The sequence below is a fragment of the Legionella geestiana genome (genome assembly GCF_004571195.1).
Classification (GTDB): Bacteria; Pseudomonadota; Gammaproteobacteria; order Legionellales; family Legionellaceae; genus Legionella_B; species Legionella_B geestiana.
The window spans coordinates 1,361,437-1,386,717 of sequence record NZ_CP038271.1; the positions used below are offsets into that span (position 1 = coordinate 1,361,437).

Genomic DNA, 25,281 nt, shown 5'->3' on the forward strand with positions numbered 1-25,281 from the left:
CTGCCAAAAAATTACAGCGACTTAAGGCGCAGTGCAAGCGCATAGACCTCATTTTTTGGCTGCCCCGAAAGGGTCGAGGCGATATTGACGGCCTGTTTTAAGGGGAGTTCTTCAAGCAGAGTGGAGAGCAGGAATTCCAGCTGGCTGACGCAGGCGTTTTCCGTGTCGCGTGCGCCAATCATCAGTACAAATTCCCCACGCACCCGCTGAGGGTCTTCAGCAAGCCAGGCAAGCACATCTTTGGGGGTGCCGCTGAAAAAGGTCTCAAAGGCTTTGGTGAGCTCCTTGGCGAGCACGATGGGGGTGTCGGCACCAAAAACATCTGCGATGTCCTCAAGGGATTCTTCGAGGCGGTGCGTGGATTCGTACCAGACCAGCGTGTGATTGACGGGCTTGAATGCTTCCAGGGTTTTGCGCCGGGCCGTCTTTTTGGGCGGCAGAAAGCCCGCGAAAGTGAACGGTTCTGCCGCAAGGCCGGATGCTGAAAGTGCGGCAATGAGCGCACAGGCACCGGGAATGGGTACGACCGTTACGCCCTTCTGACGGGCAAGGCGCACCAGGGGAAAGCCCGGGTCGCAGATAAGTGGCGTGCCGGCATCGCTGATGAGCGCGAAGTTTTGGCCGAGAAGCAAGTCCTCTATCAGGCGCTCACTCTGGGTATTTTCATTGTGCGCATGCAGGGACTGCAGTGGGGTTTTGATGCCAAGCATGCGTAAAAGCGGCAGGGAGTGACGTGTATCTTCGGCAAGAATCACATCAACCGTTTCAAGCACATGGCGCGCCCGTGTCGTAATATCGTCACGGTTGCCAATGGGAGTGGCTACCAGATAGAGGGTGCCCGGGGTGGTTGCCAGTGGGGAGTTCATGGTTTATCCTCTTGCCTTCGAATATTCGGGGTGTGGTCTGCGCATGCGTTCTTTTCCAGCGATTCTGAAAATAACCGCGTTTCTGTTTATGCCGTTTTTACTGTGCCAGTGCACGCCGGTCGCTGACAGTGACGTTCAGGCGGCAGCTCCGGTTCAAAATCCCTACACCCTGCCGGTCGAAAGCAGTCTGGCGCTTGCCGATACCAAAACAGGCGGTGAACGGGCCCATTATCAGCTGCTGGCCGCAGGTCGAGCCATCCAGGACGGCGATTGGAAACGCGGGCAGGACATCCTTGACAGTTTAGAACCACCCTCCGCTGCTGCCGCAGATGAAGCCACTATTCTGCGGGCAAAAATCGCGGCATTCCGCAGTCGGCCGTCCGAAGTACTGGCAGAACTTGGCAAGGTGCGAAACGTTACCAGCCTCCCGCCATATTATCAAGAGCGATTTCACGCACTGCTGGCGCGCGCCTATGAGGCCGAAGGCCGGACACTTGAAGCGGCTACGCAGCGAATCACCCTTGAAGGCCTGTTAACAGACGATGCAGCGCGCAACCAAAACCGCCGCGCACTCTGGAAAGCACTTAATGCCCTGCCGCCTGCTGAGCTTGAAACCGCAGCCCTTGAGTCTGCCAGTGGCTCCCGACAACAGGGATGGATGCAGCTTGCACTGATTCCACGCAAATACAGTGGCCAATCTCAGGCACTTTTAAAGGCGCTTACGGATTGGGAAGCGGCTTTCCCAGGGCACCCTGGGCGCCGTATTGTAGCCGATAACCTCGCGCAAATGCCGGAAAAACTGCTTCCGCCCGCACGTTCCGTGGCGCTGCTTCTGCCGGTGAGCGGCGCGCTTTCAGGTCCTGGCGAGGCGGTGCGAGACGGCTTTATCGCGGCGGCTCAAAACGCGCCTCAAAAGGTAGATGTAAAAGTCTATGATACCACCGGCGCCGATGTGGCTGCATTGTATCAAAAAGCCATTGAAGACGGGGCCGGGTATGTGGTTGGCCCGCTTGCCAAGGCGGACGTGGCCATCGTCGCAGCTCTTGAACATCCGGTGCCCACGCTTCTGCTGAACGAGCTTGATATTCGCACCGATGCCAACGCCTGGCAGCTTGGTCTTTCACCGGTAAACGAAGCACGTCAGGTGGCAAAGCGCGCGCGTGAGCGCGGTCTATCACGAGCACTGATTATTGCGCCTGATAATGCCTGGGGCAATGACGTTTCTGCCGCTTTTGCTGATGCGTTTGTAAAAACCGGTGGTACCGTGACTGACAGCCTGCATTATGCGGCAAAAGATGATTTAAGCGAGCGCATGCGAAATTTTCTGCAATACCATGAAAAAGACATGCCGAATGCGAAACCCATTGGCGGGCGGATGCCAAAAATCCATACACGGCGCGAAGACTTTGACATGATTTTTCTGCTTGCCTATCCGTCAATGGCACGCCAGATAATGCCGCTCATTAAATATTACTATGCGGGCAACGTGCCGGTGTATGCGACCAGCAGTGTGTATGCGGGGAGCTCTGACCCTAAAAAAGACCGCGATCTTGACGGTATTGTGTTCTGTGATATGCCCTGGGTATTCGCAAATAACCTCGGCAACCGAAACTGGCCGGAACAGTTGAACAGCTACAACCGCCTGTATGCGCTTGGGATGGACAGTTTTAACCTGTCTTCACAGCTTAATGAGTTGATGCTGTTTCCTTCAATGGGGATTAACAATCAGAGCGGTGTGCTTTACCTGAACCCCCGCCAGCAAATTGGGCGTTCACTGGTCTTTGGGCAGTTTCGCCAGGGCCGGGTGCAGATGAATGCAAGCGTGTGAGGCATGCCTGTGGCCAATGCTTACGGAAAGGAAGCAGAGCAGATTGCCTGCGTGTGGTTGAAGCGTCAGGGGCTATTGGAAGTAACACGTAACTTTAGCTGCCGCTTCGGAGAAATCGACCTCGTCATGCAGGACGCGGACAGTCTGGTGTTTGTCGAGGTGCGCGCCCGCAGTTCCGCCGCATTTGGAGGTGCTGCAGCGAGTGTGACCACGCAAAAACAACAGAAAATTCGCAGGACAGCGGCTTTTTATCTGACGAAGCATCCAGCGCGCCAGGGCCGGGATGCACGTTTTGATGTAGTATGCCTTGATGGCAGTCCGGCCAGAATAACCTGGATAAAAAACGCCTTTGGGGCGTAAGCGGGAGGAAAGTGCAATCATGCCACAGATGGAAGAGCGGGTTCGCCAGCTGTTTGGTGAAAGCATCGAGGCAAAAATTTCAGTGGCAGACAGCGTTGCATCGGGCATTGCCGATGCCGGTTCGCGCCTCGTGCAGTGTCTGCTCAATGATGGCCGGATTTTTGTATGCGGTGGCGGCGTTTCGGCTTTTGCCGCACAGTATTTCGCAAGTCTGCTCGTTAACCGTTTTGAGTCTGAGCGTCCACCACTGCCGGTTATATCTCTTTGTTCAGATTATGGCATTCTTTCAGCGTTTACTGGTGATGGTCATGCCGATCAGGTGTTTGCTCGTTCTCTGCAGGCGCTCGGGCAGCCCTCGGATGTTCTGCTGGCGTTATCAACCTCAGCCAGTGCCGACGCTGTTTTAAATGCGATGACGGCTGCCAGCGCTCGCGGCATGGACACCATTCTTCTGACCGGACGAGATGGCGGGTTGCTGGCAAGTCACCTTGGGCCAGGAGACATTGAGCTTCGTATTCCACTGGATTGTGGCCCGCGTATTCGCGAAGTGCATCTTTTTGTCTTGCATTGTTTCTGCGATGTGATAGAACAATCTCTTTTTGGTCAACTGTTGGGGTAGGCTATGAAATGTAAATCGCTGGTCTTGATTCTGGCAGCAGCGCTGATTTCCGGCTGCGCAGCCGTTGTCGTTGCAGGGGCTGCAGCAGGTATGGCCGGCTACGACAGACGCACCGTGGTTACCATGGAGAAAGATGCGCGCATTTTTCATGTGATTCACAAAGCCATTGTGTCCGACCCGCGTTTTCGCGATTCACGCATTGAAGTCAGCAGCTTTAACCGGGTTGTTCTGCTGACAGGACAGACGCCAGCGGCGTCACTCCGGGTCCTGGCTGAGAAAATTGCGCAATCGACGCCGAATGTCTATCGCGTATACAACGAAATCACGGTCGGCTATCCACTTGCACTTTCGCTTCGTCCACGCGATGGCTGGGTCACGGGTCAGGTTCGCAGCCGACTGCTGGCGACCAAAGGGCTTGAATCCGGCTCCATACGTATCGTCACTGAAAATGGCGTAGTCTACCTGATGGGAATTGTCACGCCTGAGCAGTCCAGCCTCGCTGTCGAAACCGCGCGACAGACGCGCGGTGTCCGAAAGGTTGTGAAGGTCTTTCAGTACATAAGATGATGATGAAGGCAAAGGGATTGATGTTTTTCGCGCAGGGATGCGCGGCGTTGCTCTTGAGTGGCTGTATTGGCGCGGTCTGGACCGGCGCCAATATGGTCTATGACAGGCATTCAGTGTATCGGCAGGTCGATGATTTACAGCTGGGCGCTGAGGTGAACCACGCCCTTTTTCACGACCGGCTGTTTCGCCAGCCAGGCTGCTCCATTGATGCTGCAGTTTTCAACGGCGATGTTCTGCTTGCAGGGCACGTACCCACAGAAGCCCTGCGTAAGGAAGCAGCACGCCGCATCGAATCTACCACCGGTTATCGACGATTTTTCAATCAGCTGAGCCTCCACTGGAAACCCTGGTACCCCTTGCAGGACGGTCTTATCACTGCCAACATCCGCACCCGCATTTTTTCAGATGCACGCGTGAATCCAAGAACCTTTAAGGTAGTCACGTCTGACAGCATTGTTTACCTGATGGGAGACGTGGACCGCGAAGAGGCAGCACTGGTGATTGACATGGCAAGGCATACGGAAGGTGTTTCTCGGGTGGTAACGCTGTTTCGATATTATACGCTGACGGAAAAACCGAAGGTCTAAATACGGTGGCCTGAACTAATTCAGGCCATCCAGTACTGTTCCAAACCAGGAAGTGGCTAACCTGGAGGATTGTAAACATTTTATCAATGGAATCGACCTTTATCCAGTCGTTTGCGAATTTTTCGTAAACGAAATTCTCGAATCAAGCCAGTTGGCAGATTCTCAGCGTTTTCACCATCAGTCAGCGCATTTCCATTAACAGGATGCGAGCGTGCATGCTGGCGATAACTCATATGATATTTATCGTGTTTGTGATGAAGTCCGTCGTCATAACGGTTGAGCATTTTTTCACGAAGTCTGCAGGTTGTGTGCTGTTGTTTTTCTGACATGATTTACCCTCTTGCATGCGGTTATAATGCAGGTTTTCACCCATCCTCACTTTCAGTATAGCCGCGCCAACACAATTTGCTCTAAAATTAAACAAAAAGGCGGCGGGAGCGTGCTCACTGCTTCTGGGATGATGGCAGTCGGACACAGAAAAAACCAAAGAACAAGAGAATCTATTAAAGCGAGTTAAAAGATTGCCATGCCCGGATGATTAATTTATAATCCGCGCGAATAAGGCAGGTTACATGGTTAATAATCAGCCATACAGGCGCGGCATAAACAGATTGCTGGCGGCTCAGCTTGGCGTGACGGTATTACTGACATTTCTTGCATTGTGTATTAGCGGGTTAGACGCCGCGGCTTCTGCTTTTTTAGGCGGCGCTGTTTGTGTTGCTGGAAGTGTTGTATTTGCGAGAGCCTTGTTTCGGCATTCCGGAGCACGCGCTGCACGAAAAATAGTACGTGGATTCTACCTCGGCGAAGCGTGCAAGCTGGTTCTGACCATGGCCCTTTTTGCCGTGGTGTTTGCAAGTGTAAACGTACAGGCGCTCCTGTTTTTTGTGAGCTATATTGTGGTCCAGATGGTTCTATGGCTGGCACCAGTGTTTTTAAATAAACCGGATAGGCGTAAAAGTGACTGAAATGGTATCAAGCACAGGCTATATTAAACACCACCTCACGTACCTGACGTACAACCTGAAAGACATGCAGCTTGGTCATGGGGGCGGCTTCTGGACGCTGAACCTCGACACCCTGTTTTTTTCAGTGGTCATAGGGGTAATTGCACTTGGCCTTTTCTGGATAGGAGCGCGTCGTGTCACAACGGGCGTACCCGGAGGGCTGCAGAATTTTGTTGAAATGATGCTCGATTTTGCCGATGGGCAGGTAAAGGACTGTTTTCACGGGAAAAACAAAGTCATAGGCCCGCTTGCGCTTACGATTTTTGTCTGGGTCTTCCTGATGAATTTCATGGATATTCTGCCGGTCGATGTACTCCCTGAAATTGCTAAAGCTACTGGTTACAATTACCTTAAAGTCGTGCCTACGAACGATCTTAACCTGACGTTTGCGCTCGCCATATCGGTATTTTTCCTGATTATTTACTACAGCATCCGCATCAAAGGTCCTAAAGCATTCCTGAAAGAGCTTACGCTGCAGCCCTTTAACAGCCCGTGGTTTATCCCGTTCAACCTGCTCCTCGAGCTGGTTGGCCTGATTGCGAAGCCCATTTCACTGGCGCTTCGACTCTTCGGGAACCTCTATGCCGGTGAGCTTATTTTTATTCTGATAGCCCTGCTCACGCTGAATACCGCATCACAATCTCTTGTCGGCACTGCGACACTGGGCGTGACACAGTTTATCCTGTCACTGGCATGGTCAATTTTCCATATTCTGGTGATTACACTTCAGGCCTTTATCTTCATGGTGTTGACGATTGTGTATCTCAGTCTGGCTCATGAGGATCACTAGCGCCAGAGAAGGCAACAGCGTTTATTTTACTTCAGTCCATTAAGGGGATTTTTATGCAAGCTGCAAATTTGATAGCACAGGTACAAGGCATGACAGTTATTGCTGTCGCATTGTTGATTGGTCTGGGCGCGCTGGGTACTGCAATTGGTTTCGGCCTTCTTGGCGGAAAATTTCTTGAAGGTTCTGCCCGTCAGCCGGAAATGGTTCCCATGCTGCAGGTTAAAATGTTTATTGTTGCCGGTCTGCTTGATGCTGTGACCATGATTGGCGTGGGTATTGCGCTGTTCTTTACGTTTGCCAACCCGTTCCTCAGCAACCTTGGTTCTTGATAGCGTATGATGGGGGCGCACTGGCGCCCTGACCGTGTTACAGGAGGAGCTACCTTGGAAATCAATATGACGCTGGTCGTGCAGATGCTGGTTTTCGCCGCATTTGTCTGGTTCACCATGCGATTTGTCTGGCCACCACTGGCCCGCGCGATGGAAGAGCGCCAGGAAAAAATAGCAGATGGACTGTCTGCTGCCGAACGTGGACGTCGCGAGCTTGAGTTGTCACAGCACCGTGCGCGAGACGCCATCAAACAGGCCAAGTCACAGGCTGCTGAGATTGTTGAGCAGGCAAACCGCCGCGCCTCGCAGATTCTCGAAGCGGCCAAAAGTGACGCGAAGCTCGAAATGCAGCGTCAGGAAAAACTGGCCAAAGAGCAGATAGCTCAGGAAAGAATGCGCGCCAGAGAGGCCCTCAGAGCACAGGTTGCAGGGCTTGCGATTGCCGGTGCAGAAAAAATTCTTGCGCGTGAAGTCGATGCGAAAGCCAACAGCGCCTTGCTCGATAACCTGATTGAAGAGATTTGACATGCAAGAAACAACCACCCTGGCACGTCCTTACGCGAAAGCGGCCTTTGAGCACGCTCATGACGCCGGCCAGCTGAGTCTCTGGTCGGACGCACTTGGCGTACTTGCGACCGCCATGTCTGACCCGCTCGCCAAAGACTTCGTGACGAACCCGGCCGCGACCGAGGAAGCCCGTATACAGCTGATGCAGGCTACACTCGCCGCCAGGGCATTCGATGCAGAGCGGGACAGTCTCAATAACTTTATCAACGTGCTTACATATAACCGCCGGCTGCTGCTTCTGCCCGATATCCGGCAGCAGTTTGAAGCTCTGCGGGAAGAAGCGGAAAAGACTGTCACCGTTCAGGTAAGCACCTTCTCCCCGCTCTCGGATGCTCAGGCACAGAAACTGGTGGAGACAATGAGCAGGCGTTTGTCACGGCGGGTTGCTCTGCAGGTTGAAATTGATGCGTCCCTGATGGGGGGTGCTGTGATTCGTGCGGGCGATCTGGTTATAGATGGCTCGGTGCGTGGAAAGTTGCAAGCATTGAGCAACGGGCTCGCCGCCTAATTGTAGAGGATAGATTTCATGTCAGAACATACTGCGTTAAACCCTTCTGAAATCAGCGACTTGATCAGAAAATCAATCGAAAAATTCAACGTTGTCTCTGAGGCCCGCAACGAGGGTACCATCGTCAGCGTCAAGGAAGGCATTGTGCGTTTGCATGGCCTTTCAGGCGTTATGCAGGGTGAGATGATTGAATTCCCCGGCAATACCTTTGGTCTTGCGTTGAACCTTGAGCGTGACTCTGTTGGTGCGGTGGTGCTCGGCGACTACGCACACCTTTCTGAAGGTCAGAAAGGCAAGTGTACAGGTCGAATCCTTGAGGTACCGGTCGGTGATGCGCTTCTTGGTCGTGTCGTTGACGCTCTCGGTAATCCGATTGACGGTAAAGGGCCCATTAATGCTGCGAGAATGTCACCGGTTGAGAAGGTTGCACCTGGTGTTATTGCGCGAAAATCAGTAGACCAGCCGGTACAGACTGGACTGAAAGCTGTAGATGCGATGATTCCTGTAGGTCGTGGACAGCGTGAGCTTATCATCGGCGACCGCCAGACGGGTAAAACCGCTATCGCCATCGATGCCATCATCAACCAGAAAGGCACGGGCGTGAAATGCGTTTACGTGGCCATCGGCCAGAAGGCCTCCTCAGTTTCTGCCATTGTGCGAAAACTCGAAGAGCACGGCGCGCTTGAACACACGATTGTCGTTGTTGCAGGTGCCTCTGACTCTGCAGCGCTGCAGTTTATCGCTCCCTACTCTGGCTGCTCGATGGGTGAGTTTTTCATGGAACGCGGTGAAGACGCACTGATTGTTTATGATGATCTTACGAAGCAGGCCTGGGCTTACCGCCAGATTTCTCTCCTGCTGCGCCGTCCACCAGGTCGTGAAGCCTATCCTGGGGATATTTTCTATCTGCACTCACGCCTTCTTGAGCGTGCCGCACGCATTAATGTGAAAGAGGTAGAAAAACTGACCAATGGCGAGGTAAAGGATAAGACAGGGTCGCTCACCGCACTGCCAATTATCGAAACACAGGCTGGTGACGTTTCTGCATTCGTACCAACCAACGTAATTTCTATTACTGACGGTCAGATTTTCCTTGATGTCGACCTCTTTAACTCCGGTGTGCGTCCGGCCATTAACTCTGGTCTTTCCGTATCCCGTGTAGGTGGAGCGGCGCAGACAAAAATCATGAAGAAGCTTGGGGGCGGTACCCGTCTTGCACTTGCGCAGTTTCGTGAGCTTGAGGCATTTGCACAGTTTGCATCTGACCTTGACGATGCGACCCGCAAGCAGCTTGAGCGTGGTCAGCGTATCACTGAGCTCATGAAGCAGAAGCAGTACAGCCCCCTGACGGTTGCCGAAATGGCGGCATCCCTCTTTATCGTGGAGAAAGGCTATCTGGACGATGTTCCTGTTGCGGAAGTCGTATCCTTTGAAGCAGGATTCCATGAGTTTCTGAGAGGGCACCACAAGGCGCTGCTTGAAACCATCAACGAAACCGGCAACTACAACGATGACATAGAATCGAAGCTGCGTGCCGCTGCTGATGAGTTCAAGCGTACTGGAAGCTGGTAAGGTTCTGAAGCCCCGTTTTCCGGGGCATTGAATTTGCAAGTCCGCGCCACTACGAGTCGTGTGGCGCAACGTACAGACAGGCGAACCAAGATTATGGCTGGAACGAAAGAGATTCGAACCAAAATTGCGAGTATTAAAAACACGCAAAAAATTACGCGCGCCATGGAAATGGTCGCAGCAAGCAAAATGCGCAAAACGCAGGATCGCATGCGAGCGTCCAAACCCTATGCGACCCGTATCCGTGAAGTGGTGCAGCACATTGCCCGCTCCTGCTCTGAATACCGCCATCCGTTTATGGTAGAACGCGATGTTCAGCGTGTAGGCCTTATCGTGATTACCACGGACCGTGGGCTTTGCGGTGGCTTAAACGCAAACCTTCTGCGTGAAGCATCAAAGCAGATGCGCACGTGGCGGGACGAGGGTAAATCCCTTGAACTGTGCGTCATTGGGCGCAAGGGTCAGGCTTTTTTCCGCCGTACTGGCGGGACAGTAGTCGCCTCAGCGGATCATCTTGGTGATACGCCGTCCGTCAGTGACCTAATCGGTGTGGTGCGTGTCATGCTGGAGGCGTTCTACGAGGGGCGCATTGATGCACTGCACATCGTGACCAACGAGTTTGTGAACACGATGACGCAACGCCCGATTATTAAACAGCTGCTTCCGCTTCCAAAATCCGAGGAAGACAGCAAGGCACTCGGGCACCACTGGGATTATATTTACGAGCCGGACGCCAGAGATCTTCTGGATGCGTTGCTGGAGCGCTACATTGAGCTTCAGGTGTATCAGTCGGTGGTGGAAAATATAGCCTGTGAACAGGCTGCCAAAATGATCGCGATGAAAAGCGCGACCGATAACGCGGGGGAACTCATTAAGGAGTTTCAATTGGCTTATAACAAAGCCCGACAGGCTGCCATCACTCAGGAGCTGGCGGAAATTGTTGGTGGCGCGTCTGCATTATAAGAGGGGAAACGATGAATTTCGGTACAGTAGTAGAAGTAATTGGTGCGGTGGTCGACGTTGAGTTTCCCCGCGAAAGCATTCCCAGGGTCAACGACGCGCTCAAGCAGGTCGATGGCGAGCTGGTGTTTGAAGTCCAGCAGCAGCTTGGCGGTGGTGTGGTGCGTACCATTGCGATGGGCACGACTGATGGTCTGCGCCGTGGCGTTAAGGTTCAAAACACCGAGAAGCCGATTGAAGTACCGGTAGGTACAGAAACGCTTGGCCGCATCATGGATGTACTGGGTCGCCCTGTGGATGACGCGGGCCCCATCAACGCTTCCGAGCAGTGGGCGATTCACCGCAAGGCCCCAAGTTATGAAGAACAGGCTGCAAGTCAGGAGCTTCTTGAGACTGGTATCAAGGTAATTGACCTCCTTTGCCCGTTCGCAAAAGGCGGTAAAGTCGGACTCTTCGGTGGAGCCGGTGTTGGTAAGACCGTTAACATGATGGAGCTTATCCGTAACATCGCCATCGAGCACAGCGGCTACTCCGTGTTTGCCGGTGTAGGTGAGCGTACCCGTGAAGGTAACGACTTCTACCACGAAATGAAGGATTCCAACGTTCTGGACAAGGTGTCACTGGTTTACGGTCAGATGAACGAGCCACCAGGAAACCGTCTGCGAGTTGCCTTGACTGGTCTTACCATGGCGGAAAAATTCCGCGATGAAGGGCGTGATGTACTGCTTTTCATCGATAACATTTACCGTTATACCCTGGCAGGCGTTGAGGTATCAGCGCTGCTTGGTCGCATGCCGTCAGCCGTAGGTTATCAACCGACACTGGCAGAAGAAATGGGTATGCTGCAGGAGCGTATTACCTCCACGAAAACGGGCTCCATTACTTCTATTCAGGCCGTGTACGTTCCTGCGGACGACTTGACTGACCCGTCACCGGCTACCACGTTCGCGCATTTGGATGCCACGGTTGTATTGTCGCGCCAGATTGCAGAGCTTGGAATTTACCCGGCGGTTGACCCGCTTGATTCCACCTCCCGTCAGCTTGACCCTCTCGTGGTAGGTCAGGAGCACTATGATACGGCGCGCCGTGTGCAGCAGACGCTCCAGCGTTATAAAGAGCTCAAGGACATCATTGCCATTCTTGGTATGGACGAGCTGTCTGAAGAAGACAAGCGCGTGGTGTCTCGTGCGCGTAAAATCCAGCGCTTTCTGTCACAGCCGTTCTTTGTGGCCGAAGTATTTACCGGCTCTCCAGGAAAATACGTTCCGCTCAAGGATACCATTGCGGCCTTCCAGGGCATTCTTGCGGGTGAATACGATGACCTGCCTGAACAGGCGTTTTACATGGTTGGCGGTATTGACGAAGCGGTTGCTAAAGCAAAAGACTTATGAGGCAGGCAGAGATGGCTATAACCACGCATCTGGACATCGTCAGTGCTGAAAGAGAAATCTTTTCCGGCATAGTCGAAATGGTAGTGGCGACCGGAGAACTGGGCGAAGTCGGTATTGTGCCGGGGCATGCGCCCCTGCTGACCGTACTGAAGCCCGGTGAAATCCGCGTTACGCTTCCGGGCGGCGAGCAGGAAATTTATTACGTTTCCGGCGGCATGCTCGAAGTGCAGCCTTTTTGTGTCACGGTCCTTGCCGATGCGGTAGAGCGCGCGGAAAGCCTCGATGAGGCCGCCGCAATCGCGGCACGACAGCGTGCTGAAGAAGCCATCGCTAACCGTGGTGCCGAGTTTGACTACACGCTGGCGGCCACTGAGCTTGCCCGTGCTGTGGCTCAGATTCGTGCGATTCAAAAGACGCGCAAGTTCGCGAAGTAACCTCTCAGAGGGCGGCCTCCATGCAGAGCGCCGCCTCTTTCTTTCCTTCCTCACGAGACTCCGTCTTTTTCAAGACAGGCATCGGTATAACCTGCTCCAGCCATTTAATAATGTCAGCTCGTAAGTGTTCTGATCCGAGGTCAAGGCTTTGCACACAGAGAAATGCCGTTGTCGGGTGGTTTGCCGCGTCGTGTAATCGCCGCCAGATTTTTTCAGGAGCGTAACATGCCGCATTAACCGTTACGGATTGCAGACGATTGTCGATGTGTGCGCTGTCGGTCTTTAGTGCGAGATGAATGGCGCGTGAAATCACCCAGTGTTGCTCCATGGTGCGAAAGGGGTAGGTTGCGTTCGCGAAATACGCGCATCCTGGCTCCTCACTCATGGTTTCAAAGAGATGTTTATGGAGAGCGAATGGGGCATGCGGAAGGTGAAAAAAGCGGCGTGTCCAGCCGTTCTGACGCGCGGCAGACTCCTGCATAAAGCGGTGCATGTCCACTTTTTTGGGCGACAGGCCTGCATACTGGCTTATACGAGTCATCCATTTCGCATGGCTCTGTGTTTTCCAGTCTCCACGTGCAATGAGCCTCGAGCCATTGAAGAAGTCTTGAGGCGCTGTCGGTTTTATTAAAAAGCAGTCATCGTTTAGATAAATAAAGCGTTCAGAGAGGTCTGGTATGCGCCAGAGCATGGTTTCAATGGACAGGCTGTTAAAGGTGGGGAGGCAATGTTCAAATCCCGAAAAAATGACGCGATGGTCAATCAGTTGAATGCGGTCTTTTAACGCAGTGTCTGCAAGCTCATGGAGAATGTCAGGCGTTTGTGTGTCAGTTATTACATAAATCGTTCGTATCCAGGGAGCGAAATGCAGCAGTGAGCGGATACTGTAGGTGATTTCGCCGCATTGATTATAACGGGTAGGTGCCGCAGTCTCCGGGCGTACGAGCTGGTGCGTGTGAAGGTAGTGTTGAAGTTTTTGCCTGTGCCGCGGACAGTGCCCGTCTACCCAGGTAATAACTGCGTCAATGGGCGGGAGAGGAATGTGCATCATGCGTTCCTTGTAACATCGTTTCGTCAGAATGGGATGGCACCGCAGGCTGGCGTGCGTCTACTGAGCCTCTGGCCGAGGAGCTGCTTGCGTCTGCCTCAAATAGCAGACGGTGTATAGATGCGTGCAAATGCGAGTCATCACTGCAAAACGTCATCAATGATTGCCGCGCCGCATCACTGGGCGGATTGGCTGCATACCAGGCCTTTAACGCATTGATTTTTGGCTCCAGCTGATAATTAAACAGTCGGAGTGCCCCTTTTTCCAGTGCTATAAGCATGTCTACCGTTGATGCCTCATATGGACTGCGTAAGAAATCCAGCCGTTTATCAGCCATTTCGAAGCACAAAATCCCGTAATCGTCCTGTTTTAGCTGCAAAATAAGAATGGCCAGAAAAATCCGCAAAAAATGTTTGGCCTGCAGGCGATGGTTCTTCCATGAGGGATGTGCCTCGTAGTGTGTGTTGAGCGCCGCGAGAGGCAAATCAACCGCACGATTGCCGCCCATCATGCACTCGAGCTCGTTGCAGCAGGCGAGAATCTGTGTGAAGGAGGGATTTGTTTTACGCTGAAACAGTTCACGTTTGAAATACATCAGCTCATTTTCCAACGCAGTTGCCAGTATCTTGAGTGCAGGCGCATCATTAAGCTTTAGGTGCTGTGCAAGACGTGTAGTGGCATGCGGGAGGGCGCTTTTTGCTTCTTCGCGCGTTGCCGCTTCCAGTTGGATGAGCAGATGCATGAATGCCAGTTGAAACTGAGTGCTGTCATCATGTGTCAGGCCGTGTGATTGAAGGCGCATCAAGGGTTTTAGTTTTTCGTAAAGACCCGACATCATGCGAGGCAGCTGTTCCTGCAGAATAACAAGACGGCGGGCAATGGGTGGTGCCGGCAAGTGATTAAGACATCCAAAAATTTCCGCAAGTTTGATGCTGCTGCCAAGATAGACTGAAGGTTCGGGTAAAGCCATCGCGGTTAAGCGCGTTTTAAGAGCGGCACAAATCGGTTCCACACAATCAGGGATTAGGTTCTCTTCGCTGGCATCGATGTCTTCATTGGTATCATAATCTGAAGGATAGCTCTCAGTATCGCTCAAAGGGATAGCGCAGTCTTCGATATCCTGACAGACCGCCCCGGAATCAGAGACATGTTTTTCGGCATGGCGGTACACCTCGTTGATGTCCAGTGCCGAATTCATGAGAATCTCCTGGTGCATTTCAGAAGTCAATGTCAGAATGGCCTGATGAAAATCGCTGATTAACCCAATAATTTCGCCGCACTGTTTTACTGACAGCGAGTGGCCCGTATAGTCAGCGGCATTTGCAAGCGCCTTAAAATCGACCGGTGCCATGCGTTTGAGGATATCGGATAAAACCTGAAGAATCAGGTTCACGCCGCTTCGAGCCTCTTCCTGCTGGGGGATAGTGACGTGGCGGTCAATGAAGGTGTTTATCAGTTCAACGTACCATTCCATGGCAGGCGCTCTATGCGAAAAAATCTATGATGCCACGGACAGACTCAAGGCTCCAGCAGTTGTTTTTTCAGTGCAAAGAGCCGGTCACGAACTTTAGCCGCCTCTTCAAAAGCCATGTCCTGCGCGAGAGCATGCATTTCTTTTTCGAGCGCACGAATCTGGCGCGAAAGTACGTCTGGCGACAGCCGGGGAGAGGTATCCTCACGAGTTGTGCGAGCGGCGGGCTGCAGGCCTGATTCCAGTACATCTTCAACGGGCTTCACAATGCCTCTTGGCGTGATGCCGTGAAGAGCGTTAAAGGCAAGCTGTTTTTCGCGCCGACGCTCGGTTTCCTCGAGGGCGCGCTGCATGGAGCCTGTAATGCGGTCGGCATAGAGGATGGCGCGGCCATGAATGTTGCGTGCCGCACGGCCAATCGTCTGCACAAGCGAGCGGTCAGAACGCAGAAATCCTTCCTTGTCGGCATCAAGAATCGCAACCAGCGCCACCTCCGGCATATCGAGCCCCTCTCGCAGCAGGTTAATTCCGATGAGCACATCAAAGTCGCCGCGCCGCAGTCCCTGAATAATTTCCATACGTTCAACGGTATCGATATCGGCGTGCAGATACTTTACGCGAATACCGTGTTCGCGCAGGTATTCGGTGAGGTCTTCGGCCATGCGCTTGGTCAGAGTGGTAACGAGCACGCGAAAACCGCTGGCGGTAACGGTATGGATTTCTGAGAGCAAATCATCCACCTGGCTGGTCACCGGGCGTACTTCGACCTCGGGGTCAACAAGGCCTGTGGGGCGCACAATCTGCTCGGCAATGGCACCGGCGTGCGCCTGCTCCCAGGGGCCCGGGGTTGCGGACACATGCAGTGTCTGCGGCGAGCGCTCGAGAAATTCCTCAAAGCGCAGCGGTCGGTTATCAAGGGCCGACGGCAGGCGAAAGCCATATTCTACCAGCGTTTCCTTTCGCGCACGGTCACCGCGGTACATGCCGCCAATCTGCGGAACCGTTACGTGCGACTCGTCAATAACGAGCAGCGCTTCTGGTGGCAGGTAGTCAAAGAGCGTCGGTGGCGGCTCGCCGACATCGCGTCCCGAGAGGTAGCGTGAATAATTTTCAATGCCCGAGCAGTAGCCAAGCTCCAGCATCATCTCGATATCAAGGGCGGTGCGCTGCTCAAGGCGCTGTGCTTCCACCAGGCGATTAGCTGCTTTAAATTCTACGAGACGGTGATGCAGTTCTTCCCGCACTTTTTCCACGGTTTCAAGCACGCGCTCACGCGGGGTGACGTAGTGAGTTTTAGGGAAAATAGTAATGCGTGGCAGGCGGGTCAGTACTTCACCGGTCAGCGGGTCAAACTGGGCGATGTCTTCAACCTCGTCATCAAAAAGCCGCACCCGAACCGCTTCTTTTTCAGAGTCGGCGGGGTAAATGTCGATAACATCCCCATGCACCCTGAACTGTCCACGCGAAAGGGTGTTGGGGCTGCGGGCATATTGCATTTCAGCGAGGCGGCGCAGAATTTTGCGCTGGTCGATGTGTTCGCCGCGCGAGAGGTGCAGCACCATGCGCAGGTAGGAGTCTGGGTCGCCAAGGCCGTAAATCGCGGAAACGGTCGCGACAATAATGGCGTCCTTGCGCTCAATCAGCGCCTTGGTGGCGGAAAGGCGCATCTGCTCGATGTGTTCGTTAATGGAGGCGTCTTTCTCGATGAACATGTCAGACGCCGGCACATAGGCTTCCGGCTGATAGTAGTCATAGTACGAGACAAAATACTCAACGGCATTGTCAGGAAAAAAACGCTTGAATTCACCATACAGCTGGGCCGCCAGCGTTTTATTGGGCGCCATGATGAGTGTCGGGCGCTGGAGCGCTTCAATCACATGCGCCACGGTAAAGGTTTTTCCAGAGCCGGTGACGCCGAGCAGGGTCTGGTGAGCAAGGCCTGCCTGAAAGCCGTCGACCAGGGTTTGAATGGCGGTGGGCTGATCGCCTGCCGGCTCAAAATCAGAGCATATTTTAAAGCTTTTTTTCATATGAACATCGGATTGAAGGATGACAAATGCTATTATTCGCTGAATCTTGCACTAATGCTTAATTTTTAGCAAATTCTGAACGATTTTTCCAAAAGGAGCAGATGGATGACCGTGACGCTTGCAACGCGCATTCAAGAAGTGCGCCCCTCTCCGACACTGGCTGTAGCCGCGCGCGCTACGCGCATGCGCGCCGAGGGGCATGATGTCGTGAACCTTGGCACCGGCGAGCCGGACTTCGATACGCCAGAGCATATCAAGCGTGCGGCCATAGCGGCCATTGAGGCAGGGTTTACCAAATATACCGCAGTCGATGGCATCCCGGAACTCAAGCAGGCGGTCGCTGACAAGTTTGCCCGTGAAAACAATCTCAGCTATGACACGCGTCAGGTATTGGTGTCTACGGGCGGTAAGCAGAGCATCTATAACCTTTGTCAGGCACTTTTAAATCCCGGGGATGAAGTCATTATTCCAGCACCGTTCTGGGTATCGTATCCGGATATTGTGCTGCTGGCCGGAGGCACGCCAGTGACGCTGCCATCCACACCGGCTTCCCGCTACAAGATAAGCCCACAAGCGCTGGAAGCGGCCATTACGCCCAAAACCCGGCTGCTGTTTCTAAACAGTCCTTCAAATCCCTCAGGGGTTGCCTACACCGCCGATGAGCTCTTTGCCCTCTCGAAAGTGCTGGAGGCGCATCCGCACGTGTATGTTGCGACGGATGACATGTATGAGCATATCATCTGGGGCATGCCCTTTATTAACATTTTGAATGTTAATCCGGCGCTTTATGCGCGCACTATCGTATTGAACGGAGTGTCAAAGGCGTATGCGATGACGGGCTGGCGCATTGGCTATGCCGCGGGGCCCAGGGAGCTGATAGCCGCGATGACCACCGTCCAGTCGCAGTCAACCTCAAACCCCTGTTCCATCGCGCAGAAAGCCGCCGTTGCGGCACTGACAGGCGGCAATGCCTGTGTAGAGGTGATGGTGGATGCCTTTAAAATGCGCCACGACTACCTTTGTGAGCGCCTTTCCTGCATTCCGGGCGTGGAAGTTATTCCCGCAGACGGCACGTTTTACAGCTTTCCAAATGTGCAGGAAGCGATTTTACGCAAGGGCTATCGCGATGATTTACAATTCGCGGAAGAGCTGCTCACACAGGAGGGTGTAGCCCTTGTGCCGGGTTCGGCTTTTGGCAGCGAGGGCTGTATTCGCCTGTCGTTTGCGACCAGCATGGAAAACCTCACAAAGGCAGCTGACCGCCTTGAGCGTTTCTGTCGAGGATAAGCGCTCAAAAACGCGAAAAACCTCAGAGGAGTGCTTGACCACAGGGCCGAATCGTTTTAAGATTGCGGCTCATTCCCCGGTAGCTCAGTCGGTAGAGCGGATGACTGTTAATCATTAGGTCACAGGTTCGAGTCCTGTCCGGGGAGCCAGTCTAAACAATATCGTTTTTTCTTTTCACACCCCCATGTCAACCATCAAAAATAACCGTGAGGCTGTTAATTTTCTTGCTCATAATGAAGCCGCATGGAATCAGCAGGCGATTTTACAAAATGAGTGGTCAAAGCCGGTGTCTTCAGAGCTGATTGAAGCAGCAAAAAGAGGTCAGTGGGATATTCATATCACCAAAAAACCGATTCCAGAAAGCTGGCTTCCCAAAAATATTAAAGGTAAGGATATACTGTGTTTGGCTTCTGCTGGTGGACAGCAGGCACCAGTATTGGCTGCAGCCGGTGCCAATGTTACAGTTTTTGACATTTCTGATAAACAGCTTGAACACGATAGCAACGTTGCAAAATGCAATAATCTAATATTGAAAACTGTTCGTGGTGATATGCGTGAATTAAAAGGGATTAATGATTCCTCATTTGATTACATTATTCACCCGATATCAAATTTATACGTACCAGATTTAAAGCCTGTCTGGAAGGAATGCTATAGAGTACTGCGTGCCAGAGGAGTGCTCCTGGCGAGTTTTTATAATCCGATTGTCTTTGTTTTTGGTAAAAATAAAGAGCTGGAAGCACAAGGTTTATTAAAGCCAGAATACGCTTTGCCCTATGCAGATATTGAACATCTTCCCCAGGGTATGCTGAATGAAAAACTAAATAAGAAAGAGGCCTTTGTTTTTGGGCATAGCTTGACGAGTCAAATTAACGAACAGCTTGAGGCCGGATTTCTTTTATCAGGTTTTTATGAAGATGAGCATCCATCACCGCGATTTTTAATTGAAAAATTCCTGCCAATAATGATAGCAACAAGAGCCATTAAACTATAGTGCATGCCTGCCGCAGGTATTTTTGGTTCTATATTGCTTATTTGTCCCTGTTTGGAAAAGTACTATCGGGACTGGCAAACCAAGGGCTTAGCGGCTGCCCGACTTGTTCCGATAGTCCCGGCATACTTTATTTGATTAAGAAACAGCTCCGCACGAAATTCACGGATATGTGTCACCAGCGCATCTTCAACAGCTCTTTCATTTGCTTTGCCGTGTATAGTCAGGAAATCAAAATTGAATGGATCTTTCAATATCTCATTCGCCAAATCAGATTGTGGTGCAGGTAAATGCTGATGGTAGTTGGAGGTTTTATTGTGGGTCATCGCCTGGCGTTCGCACAAACCACTCTCTATCTGCATTTCGAGGATTGAGCGTGACCAGCCATTTTTGATGGTTTGTGAAATGTGCCATTCACGGGTAGTATCATCTTTGACCATTTGCATTAAGCTGGTAATATGCCCCCAAGGCAATTGCGACACAGCTTGTGTCGTAATTGAGACATTGGAATACAGCATGGCAAATTGCTTCATGCGTTGCAGGTTTCGCACCGAAAATCCCTGTATTTCAGGGAGTGCCTGGCGTAAGTCATGCGATACAGGCTTGCATCATATTTGTACACAATGTACCATAACGCTTTTTCGTCAAAGGTTTTAAATGATGGCTTACAGTTTTCTCTCTCCACTGAGAGAAATAATAGAGACTCAAACGTATCCTCATGCTCGAACTTTACGTACAACGTTTTTACAAAAGCTTAGGGATACATCCCATGTACTGCTGGGAAAACCTTCTATTTTAAGTCCTAAACCTCATGTAGGAATATTCGATTACTTAACTTTGTATATTCCCTTTGTTTTATACAAATTTTTCGAATTAAGTCTTGAGAATGCCCGTAAAAATTCTCTATTCTGGGTTTTAGCAGCACCTCTTTTTTTAATTGGCTTCCCTTTTGATATTGCTCGTCTATTATTTGTCTTTGCAGTCACACTGATGTTTTCGCCAATAATCGCTATAGTACATGGTATTTCGCGTCTTGCCGCAGGTCAAAGTCATACAGACGCACTCAGTCTGCAGGGTCAGCTGCAAAATGGCAAAGGAGAAAGGCTCGGTCAGTTTTTAAATCAACATTATGTGGATTTAGAGGAACTGAATATTACAATTACACCTTCGTATGAAGAGGAAAAGCCTGCCAGTCAAAACGAAGAAAATGGCTCGAGCAGCTACCAGTTAACGTTTTGTAAAAAAGGCGCTGATGATCCTTTGCCTTTCACGGTTGTTTTAAGACAAGAAAATGGGGTGTACAGCCAGGCAAAAAACATTCATGCGCTGTTCAGGCTTAACGCAGGTAATGTTGTGGGCAATATTGAAGAAGCCAGCATTGCTGATAAACAAGCTATTTTAGCCATTTAGTGAATAGCATATACCAGCTGCTCTCACCCCCCTTGAGAAGTAGCTGGTGTATTGTGTTAACAAACGTCATTGAGTACGGACTCTACAGGGCATCCCTTCTTAAAAAGCACTCGAACAGAGACATGCATGCGATATGCATAACCAGGCAGCAATAAAAACATAACGACTTTCAATAAAATATTATTGACATGTTTTTGTTTTCGACTATGCTATTTCTGTTCTTATTTCTCGAGGCCTGATGATGAAAGAGTATGGAGTAACCGTAATCACCAGCACAATCCATGCGTTTTTGTATGTTTTTTTGGCGGCCTCGGTGGCTGTCCTGATTATTCCATGGGTTTTTACTGATAATTCTTTCAGTGCCGGATTGCTGGGGATGTTCGCTTCCTCTCATGCGGACCTGCCGAAGGCCTGGGCCTCTCCTCTTACAAGAATGCTTGGATTTGGCGGGTCGACCCTTTCCATATTTCCAATCTTTTTAGGGGTCTACATCCTGCTTAAACTTTGCAGCAACTATGCAAATGGCATTGTTTTTAGTGAGTCTAATGCCGGGTACTATCGTAAACTTGGCACGGTTTTCTTTTTTAGCGCATTGTTTTTGCAACCACTGAGCCATGTATTTTTTAGCCTGGCATCCTCCCTTAATAATCCACCCGGACAGAGATACATTAGTATTTCATTTACCATGGAAAACATAACCTCCATTTTTCTGGCGATGGTTCTGATGCTTATTGGTAGAGTGATGCAAGGTGGTCAGAAGATGGCTGAAGAACAGGCATTGACTGTTTAGGAGATGGCAATGGCGATCATTGTTGAGCTGGATGTCATGCTTGCCAGACGTAAGATGAAACTACAGGAGTTATCCCGTGCAGTTGGTATTACCATTCAGAATCTCTCCATTCTCAAGAATGGAAAGGCAAGGGCCATCCGAATAGAAACTCTTAATGCAATCTGCGAGGCACTTCAATGCCAGCCTGGCGATATACTTCGGTTTGAGTGCAGCATGAGCGAGAACGGCCATGAGAGGCGAAAAGAAAAGTCAATCTCATTATTGACTAAAAAATAAACTATAGCTCTTAATTATTTGTATTTATTAAACATTTAAATCCGAGGCGAATAATAATTTTTTCCGGAATTATTTCTATATTAACCTGAATGACAGCATTGCTGATAAACAAGCTATTTTAGCTATTTAGTGAATAGCATATACCAGCTGCTCTCGCTCCTCTTGAGATGTGGCTGGTTTATTGTGTTAACAAACGTCATTGAGCACGGACTCGACAGGGCATCCCTTCATAAAAAACACTCGAACAGAGGCTTGCATGCGATATGCATAACCAGGTAGCAATAAAAACATAACGATTTAAAATAAAAGATTAAAAGCCATCTGTGGTAATTTGCGATTTTTTGCCGCAGTATGCCATAATTAATAAAACCATCATGCTGGAGAATAGACATGGCTCAATCAGTACGGTTATCCGATACATTAGTTAAACAAGCTAAAGCGTTTGGTGAAGTGATGTCTCGCTCTGGGGCTGGACAAATTGAACACTGGGCCAAAATAGGAAAGCTTGCAGAAGAAAACCCTGAATTATCCTATGAGTTTATTAGAGACATTTTGCTGGCAAAAGCAGAAGTAGACAATGGACTGGTTGATGACTATGAATTTGACCATTAAGCAATCCGGTGCGTTTAAGAAAACTGTAAAAAAGCTGCCTAATCAAGCTTAAACACAGAGCCTGCATGCCGTTTTAACGTATTCTGGTACACAACGTGTGCCACCGCCAAATCTTGAATGGCAAGACCAACTGATTTAAATACCGTACGTTTTTCTTGAATTGGCGGAGCTTTTTTTAGTAACCAGGAGCCCAGTTCGATAATTGACGCTTTTGTGATGTTTTGCTGTTTAACCGCCTCGATAATTTCACCGGCCTCATGCATCGCGGCTTCAAGCTGGTCAACAATCACCACGGCGTTCTTGAGCACTTCACCACTGATTTCCTGCATGAGGGGGGTATGTGAGCCAACCGCGTTGATATGCACATGGGGTTTAAGGCCTTCCAAATGCACCAAAGGCTCTGTGCCTGCGGTCGCGGTGCAAATGATATCGGCCGCTTTTAAAGCCGGTGACAGCGCTTCGCACACGTGAATGTTGCAGGTGTTTTCCATTTTTTTGGCAAATTTTTTCGCACTTTCCAGATGCCGTGACCAGACCATGACTTTTTGTATCTCACGCACAGCCGCTACGGCTTCCAGTTGGGTGACTGCCTGTGCCCCGGCACCCACAATCGCTACCGTTGAGGGTTTATCGAGGGAGAAATATTTTGTTGCCAAACCAGAAACAGCGCCTGTACGCAGTGCGGTTAAATATCCCGCATCCATCAGTGTCAGCGGCTCGCCAGTTGCCGCGTCAAGCAGTAAAATCGTGCCATTAATAGACGGCTTGCCATGTTTCACATTATCAGGAAACACAGAAACCGTTTTTAAACCGAGGATGTTTTCTTTGGATAAATAAGCGGGCATTGTGAGTGCGAGGCCATTGTTCCCAACCGGTATGCCCGTTCGCATCGGCAGCGTGGCTTGATGTTCTGCCAGTTGCACAAACGCGCTTTCCATGGCGTCTATGGCCTCTGCCATGGTAATGTTTTGCTTTACTTCTGAAATCGATAATAATTTTAGCGCCATGCCTCACCCCCCTGTTAACAGGTTTTGGCTCCATTCATCAAAGGCCAGGTCCTGTGTGTGGGGGCGGGCCTCGGTCAGAGGAACCACCTCCGGGTGCGTGTACATGCAGGACGCAGCGATTGCCACTATTTTTTTACCATTCAACATTGTGTGAGTCTAAAATGCATTCAAACTTTAGCATTAAATTTGCAACCGTGCGTGAGGTTCCTTTAATTTTAGAGTTCATAAAAGAACTTGCTGAGTATGAACAATTGCTGCATGAGGTGGTGGCAACAGAAGCACTTCTCGAGGAAACGCTCTTTGGTCCTCGTGCACATGCTGAAGTGATTATCGGTTATCTGGACGATAAACCGGTGAGTTTTGCGCTTTTTTTCCATAATTTCTCTACGTTTTTGGGCAGGCCCGGCATTTATCTTGAAGATCTCTACGTCAAGCCCGAGGCGCGCGGACACGGGATTGGGAAAAGCATGCTTGTGTATCTTGCGCATTTGGCTAAAGAGAGAAAATGCGGTCGGCTGGAGTGGTGGGTATTGAACTGGAATGAGCCTGCCATTCGTTTTTATAAAAGTTTAGGCGCAAGAGCCATGGATGAATGGACGGTTTATCGATTAACGGGTGAATCACTGGACAGCATGGCCGGTGTCATTGAAAATTGACGTGGTTTGCAGCCGTGTCACCAATTGTCAACCGACCCTAAGGAGTATCCATGGCGGCAAGTGCCAGTACCTGTTTTTCTGATGAGCCTGTGGACATACTCGCGCCAGAGGCGTCAAACCTGTTGACGGCTGTCGTTCGGGGAGATGCGAAGGCTGCAACGGCATGCTTTATTGCAAGTCCCGCTCTGCTTTTTGTGCAATCCTCAGCCGAAGAATTTGCAAGAGGCCTTGAGGCTTCCCGGGGCAGAATGATTCACGCCACTCCCCTCGGTGCCATGCTGGGGGCGGGTGACCTCTGGATGTTTGAAGAGGCCATGGAGGTGCTTTATCAGACAAAGAATGACGCGCTGTTGCTGCAGGCACTTCTTACGATTGAAAAGCAGTTTCCGCAGGGATTTGAATACCCTCCATCAGTCTTCGATTTTGAGACGCTCGCCTGCACGCTGACAGCAGACACTCAACTTGCTGAAACCGGCAAAATCGGCGAGGCCACGCAGGTATTGCTTTCCGATTTTAACGCCCGGTTTACCCCCACGGACGTGTACGAGGGGTATCATTTTAATCTTAATGAGCTGAAAGCTGCCTGCGACATCTACAGCGATTACTGGGACAGGTGGCACGAGCATCAGCGCCGCGTGTACTGGATTCAGGTGATTGGAGCTATAAGCCGCCTCGTAAGTGCCGTTGATGCCCAGATATTAAGCGGCGGCATACGTAAAGTGGTTGAAGAGGGCAAGGCGCCCTGCAGAAGTTTTGCGCTGACAATAAGCCCGTCTGTCGATGCAAACGGCGTATATTTTCCCCTTGATACCGAACTCGATTGCCGTATGGGAGAGCATTTTGCCATTACCAGTTATTTCAGTGGCTGGGGCTTTCGTATCACCGATGCGCCCCCCTCCCGGGTCGCGTGGACCCCGGGGGCGTTATTAAAACCGTTAATGCAGGCGAGGGCGCTTAAAATAGCCGAGCATTACGACAGGCTGCGGGCGGCGATACCCGAAGAAGTGCTGGTTACCCAACGTCTCTCCAGGCCCGCGCGTCCTTCCGGTGTTTCAGGCTTAAGCCTTTTCACTAAAGTGCCTTCTCCTTTACCGGGTCAAGGCCACGCGAGACAATCGGTATCGCTGGACGCACATGGGGAAATGGAGCTGGCGGCAGGGCATTCAGTATTGGGCCTTTGACCCGCGCCCCAGAATGAAAAGCTGCCAGTTGCTGCGTGGGGAGCTGTTGTTGCAGCCGGCGTGATGGGCGTCAGTGTTTCTGAATCAGGAAGCAGAGCGTTAAAATCCACCAGCTTATCCGGTTGATTCGTGTGAATTCT

Annotated in this window: 29 protein-coding genes and 1 tRNA gene; 23 read left to right on the plus strand and 7 right to left on the minus strand. The window is 51.1% G+C overall.

Translation table 11 applies throughout. The features are described 5' to 3' along the window. Positions 1-11 precede the first annotated feature (11 nt). The gene (rsmI, locus tag E4T54_RS05985; protein WP_028385810.1) at positions 12-866 is read right to left on the minus strand and encodes a 16S rRNA (cytidine(1402)-2'-O)-methyltransferase; all 855 of its coding nucleotides are present in this window, start codon (positions 864-866) and stop codon (positions 12-14) included. Between rsmI and E4T54_RS05990 the strand changes: the two genes are divergently transcribed. The 5 genes from E4T54_RS05990 to E4T54_RS06010 are packed head-to-tail and all read left to right on the plus strand — an operon-like array spanning position 865 to position 4,827. Next, positions 865-2,694 (plus strand): penicillin-binding protein activator, encoded by a 1,830-nt coding sequence (locus E4T54_RS05990; RefSeq protein ID WP_238582834.1) that lies wholly within the window; start codon positions 865-867, stop codon positions 2,692-2,694. The two genes, rsmI and E4T54_RS05990, sit on opposite strands and share 2 nt — an antisense overlap. 9 nt (positions 2,695-2,703) lie before the next feature. After that, complete coding sequence (locus E4T54_RS05995) at positions 2,704-3,054, plus strand: YraN family protein (protein ID WP_242604344.1); 351 nt, start codon at positions 2,704-2,706, stop codon at positions 3,052-3,054. A gap of 19 nt (positions 3,055-3,073) precedes the next feature. Further along, on the plus strand, positions 3,074-3,673 hold the full coding sequence (locus tag E4T54_RS06000; protein ID WP_035901734.1) for a D-sedoheptulose-7-phosphate isomerase: 600 nt from the start codon (positions 3,074-3,076) through the stop codon (positions 3,671-3,673). Positions 3,674-3,676: 3 nt separating this feature from the next. Beyond that, on the plus strand, positions 3,677-4,240 hold the full coding sequence (locus tag E4T54_RS06005; protein WP_028385814.1) for a BON domain-containing protein: 564 nt from the start codon (positions 3,677-3,679) through the stop codon (positions 4,238-4,240). Next, the gene (locus E4T54_RS06010) at positions 4,237-4,827 is read left to right on the plus strand and encodes a BON domain-containing protein (protein ID WP_238582835.1); all 591 of its coding nucleotides are present in this window, start codon (positions 4,237-4,239) and stop codon (positions 4,825-4,827) included. Before E4T54_RS06005 ends, E4T54_RS06010 begins: the two co-directional genes overlap by 4 nt. Before the next feature lie 83 nt (positions 4,828-4,910). Here the strand turns inward: E4T54_RS06010 and E4T54_RS06015 are convergent, their stop codons facing one another. Continuing rightward, positions 4,911-5,156: a hypothetical protein gene (locus E4T54_RS06015; RefSeq protein WP_028385816.1), complete on the minus strand. Its 246-nt coding sequence runs from the start codon at positions 5,154-5,156 to the stop codon at positions 4,911-4,913. Positions 5,157-5,399: 243 nt separating this feature from the next. Here E4T54_RS06015 and E4T54_RS06020 point away from each other — a divergent pair, with 243 nt between their 5' ends. From E4T54_RS06020 to E4T54_RS06060, 9 genes are all read left to right on the plus strand, one after another. After that, a complete protein-coding gene (locus tag E4T54_RS06020; RefSeq protein ID WP_035901737.1) occupies positions 5,400-5,795 on the plus strand; it encodes an ATP synthase subunit I in 396 nt (131 codons plus the stop codon). Between the two features lies 1 nt (position 5,796). Next, complete coding sequence (gene atpB, locus E4T54_RS06025) at positions 5,797-6,624, plus strand: F0F1 ATP synthase subunit A (protein ID WP_028385818.1); 828 nt, start codon at positions 5,797-5,799, stop codon at positions 6,622-6,624. Between the two features lie 53 nt (positions 6,625-6,677). Beyond that, the gene (atpE, locus tag E4T54_RS06030) at positions 6,678-6,953 is read left to right on the plus strand and encodes a F0F1 ATP synthase subunit C (RefSeq protein WP_028385819.1); all 276 of its coding nucleotides are present in this window, start codon (positions 6,678-6,680) and stop codon (positions 6,951-6,953) included. 54 nt (positions 6,954-7,007) lie between these two features. Further along, entirely contained in the window at positions 7,008-7,478 is a 471-nt protein-coding gene (locus E4T54_RS06035; RefSeq protein ID WP_028385820.1) for a F0F1 ATP synthase subunit B, read from the plus strand. Between the two features lies 1 nt (position 7,479). After that, positions 7,480-8,028, plus strand: a complete 549-nt coding sequence (locus tag E4T54_RS06040) for a F0F1 ATP synthase subunit delta (protein ID WP_028385821.1) — start codon at positions 7,480-7,482, stop codon at positions 8,026-8,028. Positions 8,029-8,046: 18 nt separating this feature from the next. Next, positions 8,047-9,600, plus strand: coding sequence for a F0F1 ATP synthase subunit alpha (atpA, locus tag E4T54_RS06045; RefSeq protein WP_028385822.1), 1,554 nt, complete (start codon positions 8,047-8,049; stop codon positions 9,598-9,600). 93 nt (positions 9,601-9,693) lie between these two features. Next, positions 9,694-10,560: a F0F1 ATP synthase subunit gamma gene (atpG, locus tag E4T54_RS06050; RefSeq protein WP_028385823.1), complete on the plus strand. Its 867-nt coding sequence runs from the start codon at positions 9,694-9,696 to the stop codon at positions 10,558-10,560. A gap of 11 nt (positions 10,561-10,571) precedes the next feature. Next, entirely contained in the window at positions 10,572-11,948 is a 1,377-nt protein-coding gene (atpD, locus tag E4T54_RS06055; protein WP_028385824.1) for a F0F1 ATP synthase subunit beta, read from the plus strand. Between the two features lie 11 nt (positions 11,949-11,959). Next, positions 11,960-12,382 carry a F0F1 ATP synthase subunit epsilon gene (locus tag E4T54_RS06060; protein WP_028385825.1) on the plus strand — a complete coding sequence of 141 codons (423 nt, stop codon included), beginning with the start codon at positions 11,960-11,962 and terminating at the stop codon, positions 12,380-12,382. 4 nt (positions 12,383-12,386) lie between these two features. On the opposite strand, the gene E4T54_RS06065 is transcribed toward E4T54_RS06060, so the two are convergent. From E4T54_RS06065 to uvrB, 3 genes are read right to left on the minus strand one after another with little or no spacing between them, the layout of a single operon-like run. Continuing rightward, complete coding sequence (locus tag E4T54_RS06065; RefSeq protein WP_082635037.1) at positions 12,387-13,433, minus strand: stealth family protein; 1,047 nt, start codon at positions 13,431-13,433, stop codon at positions 12,387-12,389. Further along, positions 13,405-14,904 carry a hypothetical protein gene (locus E4T54_RS06070; RefSeq protein ID WP_028385827.1) on the minus strand — a complete coding sequence of 500 codons (1,500 nt, stop codon included), beginning with the start codon at positions 14,902-14,904 and terminating at the stop codon, positions 13,405-13,407. Before E4T54_RS06070 ends, E4T54_RS06065 begins: the two co-directional genes overlap by 29 nt. Positions 14,905-14,948: 44 nt before the next feature. Further along, positions 14,949-16,931 (minus strand): excinuclease ABC subunit UvrB, encoded by a 1,983-nt coding sequence (gene uvrB, locus E4T54_RS06075; protein ID WP_028385828.1) that lies wholly within the window; start codon positions 16,929-16,931, stop codon positions 14,949-14,951. Positions 16,932-17,036: 105 nt separating this feature from the next. On the opposite strand from uvrB, the gene E4T54_RS06080 reads away from it, so the two are divergent. The 3 genes from E4T54_RS06080 (at position 17,037) to E4T54_RS06090 (ending at position 19,212) form a co-directional block, all read left to right on the plus strand. Next, positions 17,037-18,218 carry a pyridoxal phosphate-dependent aminotransferase gene (locus E4T54_RS06080; RefSeq protein WP_028385829.1) on the plus strand — a complete coding sequence of 394 codons (1,182 nt, stop codon included), beginning with the start codon at positions 17,037-17,039 and terminating at the stop codon, positions 18,216-18,218. A 73-nt stretch (positions 18,219-18,291) separates the two neighbouring features. After that, a tRNA-Asn gene (locus E4T54_RS06085) sits at positions 18,292-18,367 on the plus strand. A gap of 35 nt (positions 18,368-18,402) precedes the next feature. Further along, positions 18,403-19,212, plus strand: coding sequence for a class I SAM-dependent methyltransferase (locus tag E4T54_RS06090; protein ID WP_028385830.1), 810 nt, complete (start codon positions 18,403-18,405; stop codon positions 19,210-19,212). Between the two features lie 62 nt (positions 19,213-19,274). On the opposite strand, the gene E4T54_RS06095 is transcribed toward E4T54_RS06090, so the two are convergent. Continuing rightward, the gene (locus E4T54_RS06095) at positions 19,275-19,760 is read right to left on the minus strand and encodes a DUF1016 N-terminal domain-containing protein (RefSeq protein WP_238582836.1); all 486 of its coding nucleotides are present in this window, start codon (positions 19,758-19,760) and stop codon (positions 19,275-19,277) included. A 106-nt stretch (positions 19,761-19,866) separates the two neighbouring features. On the opposite strand from E4T54_RS06095, the gene E4T54_RS06100 reads away from it, so the two are divergent. From E4T54_RS06100 to E4T54_RS06115, 4 genes are all read left to right on the plus strand, one after another. Continuing rightward, a complete protein-coding gene (locus E4T54_RS06100; protein ID WP_131793720.1) occupies positions 19,867-20,619 on the plus strand; it encodes a hypothetical protein in 753 nt (250 codons plus the stop codon). 238 nt (positions 20,620-20,857) lie between these two features. Continuing rightward, positions 20,858-21,409 carry a DUF2975 domain-containing protein gene (locus E4T54_RS06105; protein ID WP_081776697.1) on the plus strand — a complete coding sequence of 184 codons (552 nt, stop codon included), beginning with the start codon at positions 20,858-20,860 and terminating at the stop codon, positions 21,407-21,409. 9 nt (positions 21,410-21,418) lie between these two features. Next, positions 21,419-21,685 (plus strand): helix-turn-helix domain-containing protein, encoded by a 267-nt coding sequence (locus tag E4T54_RS06110; RefSeq protein ID WP_028385833.1) that lies wholly within the window; start codon positions 21,419-21,421, stop codon positions 21,683-21,685. 390 nt (positions 21,686-22,075) lie between these two features. Then, positions 22,076-22,297 (plus strand): ParD-like family protein, encoded by a 222-nt coding sequence (locus E4T54_RS06115; protein ID WP_028385834.1) that lies wholly within the window; start codon positions 22,076-22,078, stop codon positions 22,295-22,297. A gap of 38 nt (positions 22,298-22,335) precedes the next feature. Here E4T54_RS06115 and E4T54_RS06120 read toward each other — a convergent pair whose 3' ends face one another. Next, a complete protein-coding gene (locus E4T54_RS06120) occupies positions 22,336-23,304 on the minus strand; it encodes an ornithine cyclodeaminase family protein (RefSeq protein WP_035901741.1) in 969 nt (322 codons plus the stop codon). A 161-nt stretch (positions 23,305-23,465) separates the two neighbouring features. On the opposite strand from E4T54_RS06120, the gene E4T54_RS06125 reads away from it, so the two are divergent. Both E4T54_RS06125 and E4T54_RS06130 read left to right on the plus strand, forming a co-directional pair. After that, positions 23,466-23,960 (plus strand): GNAT family N-acetyltransferase, encoded by a 495-nt coding sequence (locus tag E4T54_RS06125; RefSeq protein ID WP_028385836.1) that lies wholly within the window; start codon positions 23,466-23,468, stop codon positions 23,958-23,960. A 50-nt stretch (positions 23,961-24,010) separates the two neighbouring features. Further along, positions 24,011-25,141 (plus strand): hypothetical protein, encoded by a 1,131-nt coding sequence (locus tag E4T54_RS06130; protein WP_028385837.1) that lies wholly within the window; start codon positions 24,011-24,013, stop codon positions 25,139-25,141. Positions 25,142-25,281 lie beyond the last annotated feature (140 nt).